The 15,564-nt window shown below is 46.4% G+C and carries 16 protein-coding genes; 2 read left to right on the forward strand and 14 right to left on the reverse strand.

The window, feature by feature from the left end; all coding sequences use genetic code 11:
- Positions 1–14: 14 nt before the first annotated feature.
- The 11 genes from RIN81_RS11735 to kduI all read right to left on the reverse strand — a co-directional run bounded on the left by RIN81_RS11735 (position 15) and on the right by kduI (position 10,830).
- Complete coding sequence (locus RIN81_RS11735) at positions 15–788, reverse strand: carbohydrate ABC transporter permease (protein WP_375164541.1); 774 nt, start codon at positions 786–788, stop codon at positions 15–17.
- Between the two features lie 120 nt (positions 789–908).
- A complete protein-coding gene (locus RIN81_RS11740) occupies positions 909–1,808 on the reverse strand; it encodes a carbohydrate ABC transporter permease (protein WP_251271303.1) in 900 nt (299 codons plus the stop codon).
- A gap of 70 nt (positions 1,809–1,878) precedes the next feature.
- Positions 1,879–3,186, reverse strand: a complete 1,308-nt coding sequence (locus RIN81_RS11745; protein ID WP_309090384.1) for an ABC transporter substrate-binding protein — start codon at positions 3,184–3,186, stop codon at positions 1,879–1,881.
- Between the two features lie 163 nt (positions 3,187–3,349).
- Positions 3,350–4,132: a response regulator transcription factor gene (locus RIN81_RS11750; protein WP_309090386.1), complete on the reverse strand. Its 783-nt coding sequence runs from the start codon at positions 4,130–4,132 to the stop codon at positions 3,350–3,352.
- On the reverse strand, positions 4,107–5,897 hold the full coding sequence (locus RIN81_RS11755) for a cache domain-containing sensor histidine kinase (RefSeq protein WP_309090388.1): 1,791 nt from the start codon (positions 5,895–5,897) through the stop codon (positions 4,107–4,109). The genes RIN81_RS11750 and RIN81_RS11755 overlap by 26 nt, the downstream gene beginning before the upstream one ends.
- Positions 5,898–5,925: 28 nt before the next feature.
- Positions 5,926–6,561 carry a YesL family protein gene (locus tag RIN81_RS11760; RefSeq protein WP_309090389.1) on the reverse strand — a complete coding sequence of 212 codons (636 nt, stop codon included), beginning with the start codon at positions 6,559–6,561 and terminating at the stop codon, positions 5,926–5,928.
- Positions 6,562–6,640: 79 nt separating this feature from the next.
- Positions 6,641–7,468, reverse strand: a complete 828-nt coding sequence (locus RIN81_RS11765; RefSeq protein ID WP_309090391.1) for a sugar phosphate isomerase/epimerase family protein — start codon at positions 7,466–7,468, stop codon at positions 6,641–6,643.
- Between the two features lie 143 nt (positions 7,469–7,611).
- Positions 7,612–8,250 carry a bifunctional 4-hydroxy-2-oxoglutarate aldolase/2-dehydro-3-deoxy-phosphogluconate aldolase gene (locus RIN81_RS11770; RefSeq protein ID WP_309090393.1) on the reverse strand — a complete coding sequence of 213 codons (639 nt, stop codon included), beginning with the start codon at positions 8,248–8,250 and terminating at the stop codon, positions 7,612–7,614.
- A 9-nt stretch (positions 8,251–8,259) separates the two neighbouring features.
- Positions 8,260–9,207, reverse strand: a complete 948-nt coding sequence (locus RIN81_RS11775; protein ID WP_309090395.1) for a sugar kinase — start codon at positions 9,205–9,207, stop codon at positions 8,260–8,262.
- 13 nt (positions 9,208–9,220) lie between these two features.
- Positions 9,221–9,985: a 2-dehydro-3-deoxy-D-gluconate 5-dehydrogenase KduD gene (gene kduD / locus RIN81_RS11780; RefSeq protein WP_251271288.1), complete on the reverse strand. Its 765-nt coding sequence runs from the start codon at positions 9,983–9,985 to the stop codon at positions 9,221–9,223.
- A gap of 14 nt (positions 9,986–9,999) precedes the next feature.
- Entirely contained in the window at positions 10,000–10,830 is an 831-nt protein-coding gene (gene kduI / locus RIN81_RS11785; RefSeq protein WP_309090397.1) for a 5-dehydro-4-deoxy-D-glucuronate isomerase, read from the reverse strand.
- Positions 10,831–11,018: 188 nt separating this feature from the next.
- Here kduI and RIN81_RS11790 point away from each other — a divergent pair, with 188 nt between their 5' ends.
- The gene (locus tag RIN81_RS11790; protein ID WP_251271283.1) at positions 11,019–11,780 is read left to right on the forward strand and encodes an IclR family transcriptional regulator; all 762 of its coding nucleotides are present in this window, start codon (positions 11,019–11,021) and stop codon (positions 11,778–11,780) included.
- A gap of 73 nt (positions 11,781–11,853) precedes the next feature.
- Here the strand turns inward: RIN81_RS11790 and RIN81_RS11795 are convergent, their stop codons facing one another.
- Positions 11,854–12,813 (reverse strand): 2-hydroxyacid dehydrogenase, encoded by a 960-nt coding sequence (locus RIN81_RS11795; RefSeq protein ID WP_309090399.1) that lies wholly within the window; start codon positions 12,811–12,813, stop codon positions 11,854–11,856.
- 200 nt (positions 12,814–13,013) lie between these two features.
- On the opposite strand from RIN81_RS11795, the gene RIN81_RS11800 reads away from it, so the two are divergent.
- A complete protein-coding gene (locus RIN81_RS11800) occupies positions 13,014–13,520 on the forward strand; it encodes a shikimate kinase (protein WP_251271762.1) in 507 nt (168 codons plus the stop codon).
- 43 nt (positions 13,521–13,563) lie between these two features.
- On the opposite strand, the gene RIN81_RS11805 is transcribed toward RIN81_RS11800, so the two are convergent.
- Both RIN81_RS11805 and RIN81_RS11810 read right to left on the reverse strand, forming a co-directional pair.
- A complete protein-coding gene (locus RIN81_RS11805) occupies positions 13,564–14,793 on the reverse strand; it encodes a CynX/NimT family MFS transporter (protein WP_309090401.1) in 1,230 nt (409 codons plus the stop codon).
- A gap of 49 nt (positions 14,794–14,842) precedes the next feature.
- On the reverse strand, positions 14,843–15,532 hold the full coding sequence (locus RIN81_RS11810; protein ID WP_375164542.1) for a DUF475 domain-containing protein: 690 nt from the start codon (positions 15,530–15,532) through the stop codon (positions 14,843–14,845).
- Positions 15,533–15,564: the final 32 nt, after the last annotated feature.

Raw genomic sequence — 15,564 nt, forward strand, 5'->3', positions numbered from 1 at the left:
CTCCTTTTCGTTTCTTATTTCAATCCGCTTGTGCTGATTCCTTCTACGATATATCTCTGGAACAAGAAGAAAATTAAGACAACTGGCAGAAGTGAAACAACCGACATGGCGAACATCGCTCCCCAGTTAGAGGCAGTCTCAGAATCAAGGAACAGCTTCAATGCCAGTGAAACCGGATATTTTTCCGGGCTGTTTAAGTAGAGCACCGGGTTGATTAAGTCCTCCCACTTCCAGTAAAACGAGAAGATCGCGGCCGTTGCCATAGCCGGCACGATCAGCGGCAAAATCACTTTGTAGAAAATGCCGAAACGGCCGCAGCCATCAATTCGCGCTGCTTCATCAAGCTCAATTGGAATGTTGCGGATAAATTGCACCATCAGGAAAATGAAAAACGCATGGCCGAAAAACTGCGGGACAATAATCGGCAAAAACGAGTTCAGCCAGCCGATTTTCGCGAAAATGATGTACTGTGGAATCATAACGACTTCGTGCGGAAGCATCATCGATACCATCATGCAGGCGAACCAGAATGCTTTTCCTTTAAACGAAATGCGGGCAAATCCGTACGCGATTAAGGACGAAGAAATAACGGCGCCGATTGTGGAAAACCCGACGATGATAAGCGAGTTTTTAATAAAGGTGCCAAACGACTGGCCGGCGATGCCTTCCCATCCCTGCGCATAGTTGCTGATAATGAATGGGTCTGGAATCAGGGAGTGCGCTGTAACAAACACTTGTGAACTTTCTTTAAACGAGCTCATCAGCAGCCAGAGAATCGGGTAAAGCATCAGCAGGGCAAAGGCGCCGGTCACAAGATGATAAAGCCACCTTTTCCAGTTGAATTTCGGTTTACCGATACGCAGCTGGCGCGGTTCTGCCTGCGGTGTTTCTTGTAGTGCTTTCATTCCTTATCCCTCCTTCGATTCGTAATGCACCCAATACTTGGATGTTTTAAATAAAATCAGTGTTAAAAGACCAACGATCAAGAGCATCACCCATGCCATTGCAGATGCATAGCCCATCTGGAAGAAGTTGAATGCTTTTTGGAACAAATAAAGCGAGTAAAGAAGTGTTCCATCAAGCGGCCCGCCTTCTCCTTTGGAAATGATGTAAGCCGGCGTAAACGTCATAAATGCGGAAATCGTCTGCATGACCAGGTTAAAGAAAATAATAGGGCTGAGAAGCGGCAGCGTAATTTTGAAAAACTTTTGGAACGGGTTAGCCCCATCTACACTCGCTGCTTCGTAATATTCCGGCGAAATATTTTTTAAGCCGGCCAGGAAAATAAGCATGGAAGAGCCGAACTGCCATACAGACAGCAGGATCAATGTCCAAAGTGCCGATGTTGGTTCCTGATACCAGTAGATTTTTTGGTCAATTCCCATAAAGAACAAGATCTGGTTAATGGTCCCTTCATTCCCGAAAATGTTGCGCCACATAATTGCTACCGCAACACTTCCGCCAATGATGGACGGCAGGTAAAACAGTGTCCGGTATACACCTACCATACGGGAAGCACGGTTTAACAGCATTGCAACAATCAGAGCAAAGGTTAAGCGAAGCGGCACACCGGCCAGCACGTAGGTAAAGGTAACTTTAATTGTTGTCCAGTACTTTTCATCTCCGGTAAACATTTCAACGTAGTTGGCAAGCCCAACCCACTGCGGAGCGGAAAACAAGTCATAGCTTGTAAAAGACAAGTAAAGTGAAACAATCATCGGGATAATGGTGAAGGCAAGAAATCCAATAATGAATGGAGAGATAAAAGCATAGCCTGCGAGATTATCTCCTGCCGGGCGTAGTTTCATTTGGGGTCACGTCCTTTCTTATTTTAGAAAAGCAGGAGTACGATCTTTCTGCCATACTCCTGCCCTCTCATTAGGCGTTTCTGCTTAAAATTTCATCTGCCTGCTTACGGAATTTCTTCGCCCCTTCTTCAGGTGAGATTTTCTCAAACAGGATTTGGTCGGAAATGTCTTTCAAGGTTTTCATTACTTCAGCACTGCCAAGCGGATCTGGCGGGTCAGCAGGGCTGGCTGTTTCAGAGGCACGTTCAACATATTCAAAGATTTTCAATTCATCTTCTGTCAGTTCAGGCTTTAGGGCATCAATAATTTCGGATGAAACTGGTACGCCGCGGTCGCCTTTGATTAATTTGTTGGCTTCAACGTCATTTGTAAAGAAATCAATGAATTTCGCTGCTTCTTCTTTGTGCTGAGAGCTTTTCGGCACGGAGAAGAACATACTTGGACGAAGGAACAGTGCATTGTTTTCAGCTTGCTCCGGCGGCAGGTTAAGTGTTAACGGTGCATCTGTCAGCTGCGCGAAACCAAGATATTGGTTAGAGTAGTTCCATGTCATGGCTGCGTTGCCTTTTACGATAAAGTCATCTTCAAGTCCTTTAACCTGAGCAGACACATCTGGCGTTGGGAACGCTTCCGCTTTAATTAAACGAACCTGGCGTTCAAAGAAATCGACGAACAGCTGGTCATCCTTGTAGGCAAGGCCTGTACCATCTTCTTTATAAAAGCGCTCGCCTTGTGTGCGCAGGTAGTACGGGAAAAAGACATCCGGTGGATTCATCGGGTTTGTGCCGTATTTGCCGGTTGCTTTTTGTACGTCAATGGCCGCTTTCTCAAAATCATCCCATGTCCAGTTTTCACTATTTAATTCAACGCCTGCCTGCTTCAGCATGTCATCGTTTGAAATGACTGACAGTACGTTTGAACCCATGTTAAATCCGTACATTTTGTCTCCAATATTGCCGCCCTTTAAAGTTGTTTCATCAATATTTTCAACGTTGATCGTGCCGTCTTTTGTATATGGTGTTAAATCTTCTAATTGGCCTTTTTCACCGTATTGTGACAGGTAAGCTGTATCCATTTGAATAATGTCAGGAAGCTGATTGGCTGCCGCCATCGGCGCGAGCTTTTTCCAATAGTCATCCCAGTTCGCAAACTCCGCTTCGATGTTTACATTTGGATGTTCTTTTTCATACATTTCGATAACTTTCATTGTATAATCATGGCGTGGCTGGCCGCCCCACCATGCAACACGAAGTGTAATCTCTTCATTTGAACTGCCTTCTTTTGTTTCACCGCTCGTCCCGCTGCTGCTGTCATTGCCACACCCGGCAAGTCCGGCAGCCAGCATGAGGCTGCTTAGCGACAATACTACTTTCTTCATCCCAGTCCCCCGCTTTCGTTTCTTTTTTGAAAGTGCTTACAATCCTTATTTTATGGATTTTCTGAATTATTTAAATGGAAAAACCCGACAACAATGTTTAAAAAACAGTGATCGATGAAAAGTCAAAAAAAAAAGACCCCGACTTCGGTCAGGACCCATCTGTTCATATGGCTTTACGATATTCCGTCGGCGTAACACCTGTGTACTTTTTAAATACCTGGCTGAAATACTGAGGATTGTCCCCAAAGCCGGTCCGCTCCGCCAAGTCGGCGACTCGCACATCCTCTGTTTGTCCAATTTGCCTGATCGCTTCTTCAATACGGACTTTCGTTAAGTAAACGGAGAAGCGCTCATTTGTTTCCTGCTTAAACAGCTTCCCGAGATAGTCAGCATTCATATAAAGCATTTGACCGGCTACCCATTTTAAGGACAAATGCTTGTCGCTGAAATGAGTGTAAATGATGTCGACTACTTCGTTAACCACCGGCGAATACTCCCGGCACGGCTGTCGTGTTTCGGCTGCCGGCTGCTTCGGCTGTATTTCTTCAAACTGCTGCCGCTGTTGTTCCTTCTGCTTAATGTTTTTCACCGCGTCTGTGACCGTTTCAATAATATCAGCTTCATTGCACGGCTTGAGCAAATAGTTTTTTACCCCGTGCTGCATGGCGCACCGCGCATATTCAAACTCACTGAAGCCAGACAGAACAATAAATTGAATATCAGGAAAATCAGCCCGCACTTTGCCGGCAAGCTCAAGGCCATCCATACCCGGCATTTTAATATCGCTGATCACAATGTGCGGGTGATGCTCGGCAATTTTTTCGTAGGCTTCAATTCCATTTCGTGCGGTTGCAACCAGTTCCGTATCAAGCGATTTCCAGTCAATCACGTTTGAAATCCCTTCCAAAATGATGCGTTCATCATCCGCCAGCAACACTTTGTACATGATTTTCATCCCCCGTTTCAAAAGGTAAAAAAACCGTCACAGCCGTTCCTCTTCTAGATGCACTGTGAATGGTAATTCCGTATTTCTCCCCAAAAAACAGCTTCGTCCGTTCATCAATATTTTTCAGGCCAATGCCTGTCCCACGTGTTTTGACTTCCCCTTTGTACAGCTTTTCCAGAAACTGTGCATCCATGCCAGGTCCGTTATCTTCGACTATCACAAAAACAGCATCGCGCTTTTTGTGCGCCCTGATCGTTATCGTACACGGATCAATCATTTTCTCAAGCGCATAATGAATCGCGTTTTCAATCAGCGGCTGAATGGTCAGCTTTGGAATACGGCATTCCAGTACTTCTGGCTCCACTTCAAGGTGAAAATCAAGCCGGTCTTCAAAGCGATATTTTTGAATGGTCACATAATGGCTGACTAAATCGACTTCCTGCTCAATCGTAACAATATCTTCTTTTAAGTTAACGGAGTTCCGCAGCAAATAAGCAAGGGACTCTACCATTTTAGAAATCTGCGTCTGCTTGTTTGCCTTCGCCAGCCAGTTGACGGATTCAAGCGTGTTATACAAAAAGTGCGGATTCATCTGTGCTTGCAGCGCTTTAAATTCCGTTTCTTTTAAGAGCAGCTGTTTTTCATAGTTTTCTTTGATAAGTTCATTAATGCGCTGAACCATAAATGTAAAATCGCGGTGGAGCATCCCAATCTCATCCTGATGACGAGGAGGCGGCGGCATCGTTTCCGCGATTGCAAAATCCCCTTTCTGTATGTGGTGCATCGTTTGGACCAGTTCTTCAATCGGTGTAGTAATTTTTCGTGTGAAATGAACCACTGTCATAATGACAATAAGCAGTAAAACAACAAAAGCGGCAATAATCGAATACTTTACTTTAGTGATATTTGAAAATACCGCGTCAAACGGAATAAAGTGCCAATACGTCCAGTCTGCAAACGATGTTTTTACGTAGGTGACAAAATACCGGCTGCCATTGATTTCCTTGATCGTGTACCCTTGCGCTGTCTGTTCAGAAAAATTAAAAGAGCGAAACGGTCGTATATCTTCCTCCGAAAAAAACACGTGATCCCCGTTTGAAATCATCGTGTTGCCCTGTGTGTCTTCCCATTCTTCAGGCAGTGACGCGACGATTTTGGCTAAATCCACACGAATAACAATTGTGCCCAGATTCTCCATACTTAAATTCTCGTAGGAACGGATCTGACGGGCAGCGGTTAAAAACCGGTTCATGCCGTCTGCCGTTACCCATACATTCGATCCGTGCGCCTGCTCTGCCCGTTCAATCAGCATCGCTTTTTCTTCTTCCGATGCCGGGGCGAGCGAATTGCCTGCTGAATACATTTTGCCATTTGTATCAATCAAGTAAATGGAATGAATATATTTTTCAGAGCTGATGTAGTCGCTTAACCGGTTGCTGATGGCTGTTTGAATGCCATACTGCTCATACCGGTTTGCCGCTTTCTTTGTATGGGCTGTCTGCTGAATAAGAGAAGGGTCGGTGACAATTTCAAATGAAATATCCTGAATACGCTGCAGTTCATTTTCTACACTGTCAGATGACATGCTGAGTACCTGAGAGGATTTTCGATAAATTTGCTGATCGTACGTTGTAAAGGCATACTGCAGGCCGGCAATGGTAAAAAGTAAAAACACACACATAATGGCGGAAACAAACACAATAAACTTATACTTAATTTTTAAATTTTCAAATGTGATAACAAGATATTCCCATAACGCCTTCAATCACACGCATCCTCCTCCGGCGCATTTTTTACGTTTGCTGCAGAGAGGCTTCTTCCTGCTTTTCCGCTACCTTGTGAAATGCCTTCATCGCAAACCACATAAGCACGAATCCGAAAGCGCTTCCACTAAAGAACAACACAAACGTAATATGCTGCATCATAACATATGCCATTCCGATCAGACTCGTAATCATCAGCACGGTATGAACAGGGCGCAGCAGCCCGATCAAAAGTGAATACTTGACCGCTTGTTTGAGCGGAACGTTATAGTGAACATACACCGGAAAAACAAATAATGCAACCACACTATACAACAAAAAAAAGCTTGTTAACAGAAACGGCATAAATGGAAGCGGCGCTCCATATTGCTCAAAGATCATGAAGTTCGCACCAAATAAAACAGCGGGCAGCGTCAGCGTAAGGCCAAGTCGGTTGGACCGCCAAAACAATTCCTTATACGTACGCCAAAATGTCCGAAAAACAGGTATATCTGTTTCCCCCATGGCCCATTTGCGTGTGACTGCAAACAGGGCAGCCGTCGCAGGAAAAAAGCCAAGAACGAGCAGACCCGCCAGTGAAAACGCTATCCATAAAACGTTTAAATAAGCAAGGCGGGTCACCCATTCACAAAACCGGTACACACCATTCGTCATCATTTGTACCATTATACCATCCCCTTTTTATCCAGTTTATCGAAATCAGGAAAAATTTCGATATTACTTTTCCGGGGAGTTTGTTTAAAAATCAGTGATGTTGAGCAGCAAGAAATTGGCGACTCTCTTCAATAAACGGGTCACGTACATCTTCCAGTAAAACCGGGATCGACCGGCCTGTTTCTCTAATCAGCCGAAAAACAGTCTCGTAATCAATTAAGCCTTTCCCTACCGGCACGGCTTGAAGCGAACCGTTTTTCAGCTCAACGTCTTTGGCATGCAGCACGGCAATTTTATCACCAAACAGATGAAAAGCCTCTTGGAATATAGCTGCTTGATTCTCCCACGTTTCGGCCGTCAGTAAATTAACTGGATCGAAAATAACACGCACATAATCGGACTGAACAAGGTCAAGCAGCCGCTTCATTGTTTTCGGTGAGTAGATCGGATGGTTCACACCGGCCTCTACTCCAATGACCGCATTCTGCGCTTCTGCTTCAGCAGCCAGTTCTTTCATGCTTTCTACAACGGCTAGAAACGGCTCTTCCTTGAAATTGTCCGTTGTGTACGCGATTTCTGCCTGAACATTTCCAGTCTCTGTCCCGACCAGCAGGCAGCCAAAATCATTTGCAGCAGCCAGGTGCTCTTTGAAACGATCCAGCTCACGCCGGCGGACAGCGGTGTCCGGATGAATCATTTGAATATAGCAGCCGAGCACCGCAATTTGCACATCATGCCGGCGGAACGTCTCGCCAATTTCCCGGGAAATCTCTTTCGTTAAGCTGCCGGGCTCCGTATAAAAATCAAATGATTTTCCGACCGCCAGCTGCACCGCATCGAATCCTTTATCAGAAATGGTCCGGGCCAGCTCTTCTGCCGGCATTTTTTCCAGATCATGTCCACGAATGCCTAGTTTCATATTTGCTTCCCTCCTGTTTTTCTGCAGGCCGAAAAAAACGCAAGGGAGCCGGAATCAGTGAGCCTATGGCCGGAACGATAAAGAATCCGGCCATAGGCGGAAAATTCCGGCCTGTTTTCCTTGCATTTCGGCTATACGGTGTTTTACCCTGCTACTTTATGGATCGTTACAGCTTGAATCCACTTTTCCGTTTCTTTCTTTAACCCTTCCCAGTCATTAGAAGCAATCAAGTCTTTTTTCAACAAAGCGCTGCCCGTTCCGACTGCCGCAGCTCCTGCTTTAATGTAGTCAGCGGCTGTTTGGAGGGTAATGCCTCCGGTCGTCATAATGGGAATATGGCTGAGCGGCCCTTTTACGTCTTTAATAAAAGCAGGACCGAGCACGGATGCCGGAAACAGCTTAATGGCTTCTGCCCCCAGCTTCATTGCCCGCATCATCTCTGCCGGCGTAAATACACCTGGAATGATCGGAACGTTTTGCTCGACTGCGTATGCCGTCACTTCTTCATCCAATGCCGGCGTCACAATAAATTGGGCACCAGCTTTAATGGCCCGGCGGCAGTCCTCAATATTCAGCACTGTTCCGGCACCCACCAGCACACGATTGCCGTGCGTCTGAATGGCTTCCGCTATGATCTCCTCGGCCCGTTCACTTTCCATGGTTACTTCAATTGAGGTTACACCGCCATCAACAAGCGCTTTTACAATAGCAGCGCTTTTGTCATACGGCACTTTTCGTAAAATAGGCACAAGAGGCGCCTCGATTAACTGTTCAATTACCATGCTGTTTCCCTACCTTTCTATCGTTTCACGCTGACCTAAAAACCCTTCCACCTCTTCCAAGTACGGAAGGCCTTCGTTATCACCGTTCACCTGTACAACCATCGCGCCAATGGCATTGGCAAATTCAAGTGACCGTTCCACCGGCCAGCCCTGCAGCAAACCGTATAGAAAACCGGCATCAAACCCATCGCCGGCTCCAACTGTGTCTACTACTTTCGCAACCGGAAAACCAGCCACATGCTGCCACGAGCCATTGTGAAGAACAGCCGCTCCTTTTTCGCCGTCTTTCATAATCACCTGTTCAAATGAAAATCCGCTGAGTGCGCGGCGCAGAAAGCTGTCATCCGCTGAATCAAAGATGATTTCCAGCTCTTCGCGGCCTGTTAATAAATAATCGACATATGGCAAATAGGATAAAATCGTTTCACGCGCTTCTGTCTTTGACCAAAGACGAAGCCGGATATTTGGATCAAAGGACACTTTCACACCATTTTCTTTCGCAATTTGAAGCGCCCGCAGAATCACCTGGCGGTTTTGCGGCTGAATCGCCGGAAATACGCCGGTAACATGAAGAATTTTGGCTCCTTTGATGTATTCCTCCGGCAGTGCCTCCGGTGTCAGTGTTTCAGTCGGTGAAGGCAGGCGGTAATAAAAGGTTCGTCCCGCACCGGATTCCTGTACTTCTTTGAAATTCAGTGACGTCGCGTATCCTTCCTCCAGCTTTACCTCGGAAACATCCACTCCTTCTCCGCGGACAGTGTTTATAATATGCCGGCCAAATTCATCCTTGCCAAGGCGGCTGATCCAGCCTGAGCGAAGACCGAGGCGGGCACAGCCCAGCATCACGTTTAATTCAGCCCCGCCAATTTTCCGCTGGAATTGATTGACGAAGCGAAGCGGCCCTTTCGAAGTGGGGTCAAAGGTGATCATGCCATCGCCGATTGTTATCACATCCATCTCTTTCGCCTCCTTATCTTCCCATCCAGCCGCCATCGACAACGAGTACGTGACCGTTCACGTAATCTGCTGCTCTGGAAGCAAGAAAAACAGCTGCACCGGCAATATCATCCGCCTCTCCCCATCTTCCAGCAGGGATTCGGTCCAAAATCGATTTACTCCGGTCTGGATCGTTACGAAGTGCTTCCGTATTGTTCGTTTCAATGTAGCCAGGTGCAATGGCGTTCACTTGGACGCCTTTAGCAGCCCATTCATTCGCAAGCGCTTTTGTTAAACCGGCTACCGCATGCTTGCTTGCCGTGTAAGCAGGAACGAAGACGCCGCCCTGGAAAGAAAGAAGCGAAGCAATATTAATGATTTTTCCGGAGCCCCGCTCAATCATAAACCGCCCTGCTTCCTGCGATAAAATAAACACGGCATTTATATTTACATCCATGACACGGTTCCATTCTGATTCATCAAATTCGGCTGCCGGCTCGCGGTAAATGACGCCGGCATTGTTGACTAAAATGTCAATTTGATGCTTTTCGAGCACCGGCTTAATCTGCTCTCGAATGCTGCCGGTTTGGCTTAAATCAATCAATACCGTTTCACATGTTCCACCTGCTTCGGCAATCTGCGCTTTTGTTTCTTCTAAATTATCCCGGTGCCCAAGCAATAAAACATGTGCCCCAGACGCGGCAAGACCAACGGAAATCGCCTGCCCGATTCCTGTTCTTGCTCCTGTGACGAGCGCTGTTTTTCCTTTTAGTGAAAAAAACTCCTGTTGAAAAGCCATCCTGGTCCGCCTCCTTAGCGCAAGTCTTTCATATCGACAAATTGCATATCATCAAAGTCAATGTTCTCGCCGCACATGCCCCAAATAAACGTATAGTTGTTCGTGCCAGCACCTGCATGAATCGACCAGCTTGGTGACAGCACCGCCTGCTCATTCGCCATGACAATATGACGTGTTTCCTGCGGCTGTCCCATCATATGAAACACGCGTGTGTCCTCTTCCATATCAAAGTAAAAATAAACTTCCATACGGCGCTCATGTGTATGGCACGGCATTGTGTTCCAGCCGCTTCCTTTTTCAAGCATGGTCATCCCCATGCTCAGCTGGCACGACTCTAATACATCTGGATGGATAAACTGGTAAATCGTCCGCTTATTCATTGATTCGTCTGCTCCCATTGGACGCGCAATGGCGTTATCAAGGCCGACTTTAACCGTTGGATAGGAGTGATGTGCTGGACATGAATTGATATAAAACTTAGCCGGGTTCCCTGCATCTTTTGATTCGAACACGATATCCTTCGTTCCTTTGCCGATATAAAGGCCGTCACGGCTATTGATCTCATATTCTTTGCCATCCAGTGTGACTTTCCCGTCACCGCCGACGTTGATGACGCCCATTTCGCGGCGCTCAAGAAAATATTCTGCAGCTAATTCCTTTCCCGCTTCCATTGTGAGCGCTTTCCCAACTGGCATGGCACCGCCATAAATAATCCGGTCGACGTGACTGTACGTTAACTGAATGCTGTCTTCGATAAATACCTTTTCCATTAAAAACTGTTCACGCAGCTTGTCAGTCGTGTAGTTTTTTACATCATCCGGATGATGAGCATAGATCGTTTTCATATATCCAACACTCCTTTTCATATTGTTCCGTATCGTGGAACATCGTTTCATTATTTATACTTTTATTATAAAGGCGTTTTCATCGTTTGCAAGTAATTTTCTGAAAAAAGAAAAAAAACGGGCCTATTTACAAAAAAACAACGATTCCCTATGATAAATGGAACAGCTCTTTGAAGGAGGACACTTTTATGTCCAATGTCCAGTCACTTGAACGCGCATTGACGCTTCTTAATATCATGTCGGACTATCCAGACGGCATTCAAATCAGCCGGCTTGCTGAGAAAGCCGGCTTATCCAAAAGTACGATTCACCGCCTGCTCGGCACACTGCTGAATATGAAGTATGTGACGCAGGATCCGAAAACGGAAAAGTACCGGCTCGGTTATCAAGTTTTGTACTTATCACGCAATATGACAGCTAACAACGGTCTTATTTCCGCTGCCCGGCCCTTTCTTGAAGCTTTATGCGAGGATATTAACGAAACGATTCATTTGTGTGTTGAGGATAATGCAGAAGTGGTGTATATCGATAAAATTGAAAGCAGCCAGACGATCCGCATGTATTCCCGAATTGGCAGCCGTAATCCGATGTACTGCACCGGGGTAGGAAAAATCCTGCTGTCCGGCATGGATGAAGATGAATTTAAACAGGCAACAGCGTCAATCGATTTTGTGAAAAGAACAGCCAAAACGATTGATTCACTTGAGGAACTAAAGAAAGAAATTGATCTCGTCAAACAGCAGAATTATGCATTAGATAATATTGAAAATGAAGAAGGCATTCGCTGTATCGCCGCGCCGATTCGCGACTTCAGCGGCCGCATCGTCGCCAGTTTCAGTGTATCCGGCCCTGTTCACCGCATTACTATGGAACGCATTCATGATGAACTGATCCGTAAAATGCGCGAAACATCCAAAAATATTTCACGGCAGCTTGGCTGTCAAATATAAAAAAGCACTTTCCGGACCGCCTGCGGTTCAGAAAGTGCTTTTTTTCTTAATTAAAACAGTAAAGTATAAAATATTAATAAATAGGCGTTTTTAATGTTTCCCCTGTAACGCCGGCAACCACGTTTTCGGCCGCAAGCATCGCCATCTTTTTGCGTGTTTCTTCGGTTGCCGAGCCGATATGCGGCAGCGTAACGACGTTGTCCATTTGTAAAAGCGGGTTGTCGGAGCGGACCGGCTCCTGTTCGAATACATCGAGTCCGGCAGCCCGGATTTGCTTGGACTGTAAGGCATGGATCAGTGCTTCTTCATCTACGACCGGGCCGCGTGATGCATTGATAAAAACAGCTGTTTCCTTCATTTTCTCAAACGCTTCCCGGCCGATCATTCCCCTGGTTTGTTCGGTCAGTGGTGTCATCACACAAACGAAATCCGACTGTTCAATCAGCTCATCCATCGTGCAATAAACAGCGTTATATGTATGCTCTGCTTCTTCCTGGCGTGAACGGTTATGATAGAGAATGTTCATTTCAAAGCCAAAATGCGCCCGCTTGGCCACGGTCCGCCCGATACCACCCATGCCGATAATACCAAGTGTTTTATGATGCACATCCACACCAAATTGGCCCTCATGAAATCCCTTTTCAGCCCAGCCGCCTGTTTTAACGAACCGGTCCAATTCGGTTACCCGCCGTGCAGCGGCCAGCACGAGCGCCATAATGGTATCTGCGACTGTATCGTCTAAAACACCCGGCGTATTCGCTGCTTGTATGCCACGCTTTTTTAAAAGCCCAATATCGAGATTATCGTAGCCTACTGATTTGTTGGCAATTACTTTTAGATTTGGCGCTTTATCCAAGAGTGCCTCATCCACCTTTAAACCTGAACCAATCAAGCCGTCCGCGCGGCCGAGCGCTTCCACGAAAGCTGGATCGGTTCGTTCATATCCCGGGAAATATTCAACCTGGCATAGGGACTGAATATACTGGAGCGCTTCCTCATACAAAGGCTTGTACACCACAACAACTGGCTTCAATTAAATCATCCTTTCTTTACATTTTCTTCTAGTGTAGCATGAAACGATTGGAAAGCCTTCTTCTATCCTGCGCTGAAACATGTTTACGGCGCTTCACAGCTGTACTATACTAAAAAGTAATTTAAACAAAGGAAAGAGTGTTTCGATTGAACCATTTACAGATACCGGCAAGACAGAAATCCATTGTATTGATCGGTTTTATGGGCGTCGGCAAAACGACGATCGGCGAACTGGTTGCAAAAAAACTCTACCGAACATTTATTGACGTAGATCAGGAAATTGAAAAAGATTTCGGCATGACTATTCCCCAAATTTTCGCCGAGCACGGCGAGCCGTTTTTTCGTGAATATGAACAGAAGAAAACATGCTCTCTTGCCCAGGAAAAGCTGAAAGTTCTGTCTATCGGCGGTGGTGCTTTTTTAAACCCGGAAATCCGAAAAGCATGCCTGGATCATTGCATCGTTTTTTATCTGGATGTCGATTGGGAAGAATGGAAAGAACGCCTTGATCTTTTGGTCGATACCCGTCCTGTTCTTCAAAGCAAAAGCATAGATGAGATTAAAGAGCTGTTTTACAAACGGCAGAGCGCGTACGCCATTCACCATTCTACACTGCCGGTTCGTCATCGTTCCGCAGAAGAAGTAGCCGACTTTATTGTTGATTCTCTTAAATACACATGGGAATTATACGAACCGAATCATAAGTAAAAAAGCTGCACGATAAGGAGCAAGACTCCTTATCGTGCAGCTTTTATTTCATGGAGTGAGGGTCCAGCTTCCCCGTTACATACTCGTTCTTTCCGGCACCCATACCAGCGATAAAAAGGCCGCTCACAGCCGCTATTAATAGCAGAAGAGGCACCGTCCATCCGTTTAATGTATCATGAATCGCGCCAAACAAGGCCGGCCCCAATGCAGCAAGTAAGTAGCCGGCTGATTGCGCCATTCCGGACAGGTCAGCCGCTTCCAGCGATGTTCTCGTCCGGAGTGTAAAAAACATCATGGCAAGGCTAAAAGAAATCCCTCCAGCAATCCCAATCAAGATAACCCACAGAACGATCCATTCTGTCCAGGCGAATAAAATACCGCTCAAGCCGGCGGCCATAAAGAAAGCGGCCGCGATCACAAGCGGCTGCTGATTCTGCATTCGATCGGCGATGATCGGAACAATGAACGTAAACGGCAGCTGTGTGAATTGAATGGCGGACAGCATCCACCCTGCTGATTCCACACTCAGCCCCTGTTCATGCAGAATGTCAGGCAGCCAGGCTACAAGTGAATAAAACAGAAGAGACTGAATGCCCATAAAAGCGGTGATTTTCCAGGCCAGTGCCGAGTGCTTAAGGGCGGTTTTTTGGCCTGTGCGCCGTCCTGCTTTTAACGGATGCCGAATGTAGCGCCACTGCGTCATCCAAACAAGGATAGCGGCACCTGCCGGTATGATCCAAACCCCTAATGAAGCCCGCCAGCCAAAAGAACTGAATGCGGCCATTGGAATACTAAATCCAGACGCAAAGGCTCCTGATAAATTCATAGACATTGCATAAAAGCCTGTCATAACGCCGATTTTATGAGGAAAATTCAGCTTTACAACAGCTGGTGTAAGCACATTGCAAAGAGCAATCGCCAGCCCGATCAGGATCGTACCGGAAAACAATCCCGTTACACTTCCCGCCGGCCTCAGCATCAAGCCGATTGTTAAAAGCAGCAATGCGCTAAACAGCACCCGCTCTATGCCAAATGCACGCGCTAACGTTGACGCAAACGGTGATAATACGGCAAAAGCGAGCAGCGGAATCGTTGTCAGCGCCCCTGCTGCTGCACTTGATAGCTGCAGGTCATTTTGAATCATCGTTGTGAGCGGTCCGACCGAGGTGATCGGTGACCGCATATTTAACGCCAGCAGGATAATACTGAACAGCAGCAAAAGCTGTCCGGTCCTTGACCGCTGTTGTTCTATCTCATTTCTTAAACTGCTCATTTTCTGTTTCCTTTCCCCTTTTCTTATCTCCATAAAGAAAACCCTGCCGCTAATTGACAGGGTTTCTTCGAAAAATATGAACGACGAATGTTCCTACAAACGCCATCGCTAAAATCACAAAGAAAATGGTATGGCTTATTTCTATATGCGCAATGCTCAGCATCATTTTAATAGAGATGATCCCAATTAAAATATAAGCAGTCGTCTCAAGCTCCGGCACCCGGTCAATCAGCTTCATAAACACGCCTGCTACTGTCCGCATCATCAGGACACCGAGCATACCGCCCAAAAGCAGGATCCATACTTCTTTGCTGATCCCAAACGCCGCCAGAACGCTGTCGACGGAAAAAGCAATATCCATCAGTTCTACCGCTGCAACCGTTCCCCAAAACGGGCCAAACATCCGAATCAGTACGCCGGTTTTCGTCGTTTCAACAGGCTGTTCTCCTTTATTGGGTTCTTTTAAATGATCCCAAACGAGCCATGCTAAATAAATAGCGCCCAGAATTTTGACCCATCGAATTTCCATCAGCCAGACACCAAGCCCAATCGCCATAAACCGAAATGTATATGCGCCTAAAAGCCCGTAAAACAGTGCTTTTTTCCGCTTATTTTCAGGCAGGTGACGAACCATTACGGCCAGCACCAAAGCGTTATCCGCTGAGAGAAGCCCTTCCATCACGACAAGTGTCCCAATCAATCCCCAGCTGACTGGGTCTGTCAGGACATGAACCCACATGTCCCAGTCAAAAAAGGAGGCGTACGTCTGAA

Source organism: Domibacillus sp., assembly GCF_031181085.1.
In the GTDB taxonomy this organism is placed as follows: domain Bacteria; phylum Bacillota; class Bacilli; order Bacillales; family Domibacillaceae; genus Domibacillus.

Bases quoted from the DNA above. Each gene is read 5' to 3' on its own strand.
- kduD (WP_251271288.1), bottom strand. From the start codon at position 9,985: ATGGCTTTTCAACAGGAGTTTTTTTCACTAAAAGGAAAAACAGCGCTC.
- RIN81_RS11805 (WP_309090401.1), bottom strand. From the start codon at position 14,793: ATGAGCAGTTTAAGAAATGAGATAGAACAACAGCGGTCAAGGACCGGA.
- RIN81_RS11760 (WP_309090389.1), bottom strand. From the start codon at position 6,561: ATGGTACAAATGATGACGAATGGTGTGTACCGGTTTTGTGAATGGGTG.
- RIN81_RS11740 (WP_251271303.1), bottom strand. From the start codon at position 1,808: ATGAAACTACGCCCGGCAGGAGATAATCTCGCAGGCTATGCTTTTATC.
- RIN81_RS11770 (WP_309090393.1), bottom strand. From the start codon at position 8,250: ATGGTAATTGAACAGTTAATCGAGGCGCCTCTTGTGCCTATTTTACGA.
- RIN81_RS11745 (WP_309090384.1), bottom strand. From the start codon at position 3,186: ATGAAGAAAGTAGTATTGTCGCTAAGCAGCCTCATGCTGGCTGCCGGA.
- RIN81_RS11790 (WP_251271283.1), top strand. From the start codon at position 11,019: ATGTCCAATGTCCAGTCACTTGAACGCGCATTGACGCTTCTTAATATC.
- RIN81_RS11735 (WP_375164541.1), bottom strand. From the start codon at position 788: ATGCTTTACCCGATTCTCTGGCTGCTGATGAGCTCGTTTAAAGAAAGT.
- RIN81_RS11810 (WP_375164542.1), bottom strand. From the start codon at position 15,532: ATGTGGGTTCATGTCCTGACAGACCCAGTCAGCTGGGGATTGATTGGG.
- RIN81_RS11800 (WP_251271762.1), top strand. From the start codon at position 13,014: ATGGGCGTCGGCAAAACGACGATCGGCGAACTGGTTGCAAAAAAACTC.
- RIN81_RS11775 (WP_309090395.1), bottom strand. From the start codon at position 9,207: ATGGATGTGATAACAATCGGCGATGGCATGATCACCTTTGACCCCACT.
- RIN81_RS11765 (WP_309090391.1), bottom strand. From the start codon at position 7,468: ATGAAACTAGGCATTCGTGGACATGATCTGGAAAAAATGCCGGCAGAA.
- RIN81_RS11750 (WP_309090386.1), bottom strand. From the start codon at position 4,132: ATGTACAAAGTGTTGCTGGCGGATGATGAACGCATCATTTTGGAAGGG.
- kduI (WP_309090397.1), bottom strand. From the start codon at position 10,830: ATGAAAACGATCTATGCTCATCATCCGGATGATGTAAAAAACTACACG.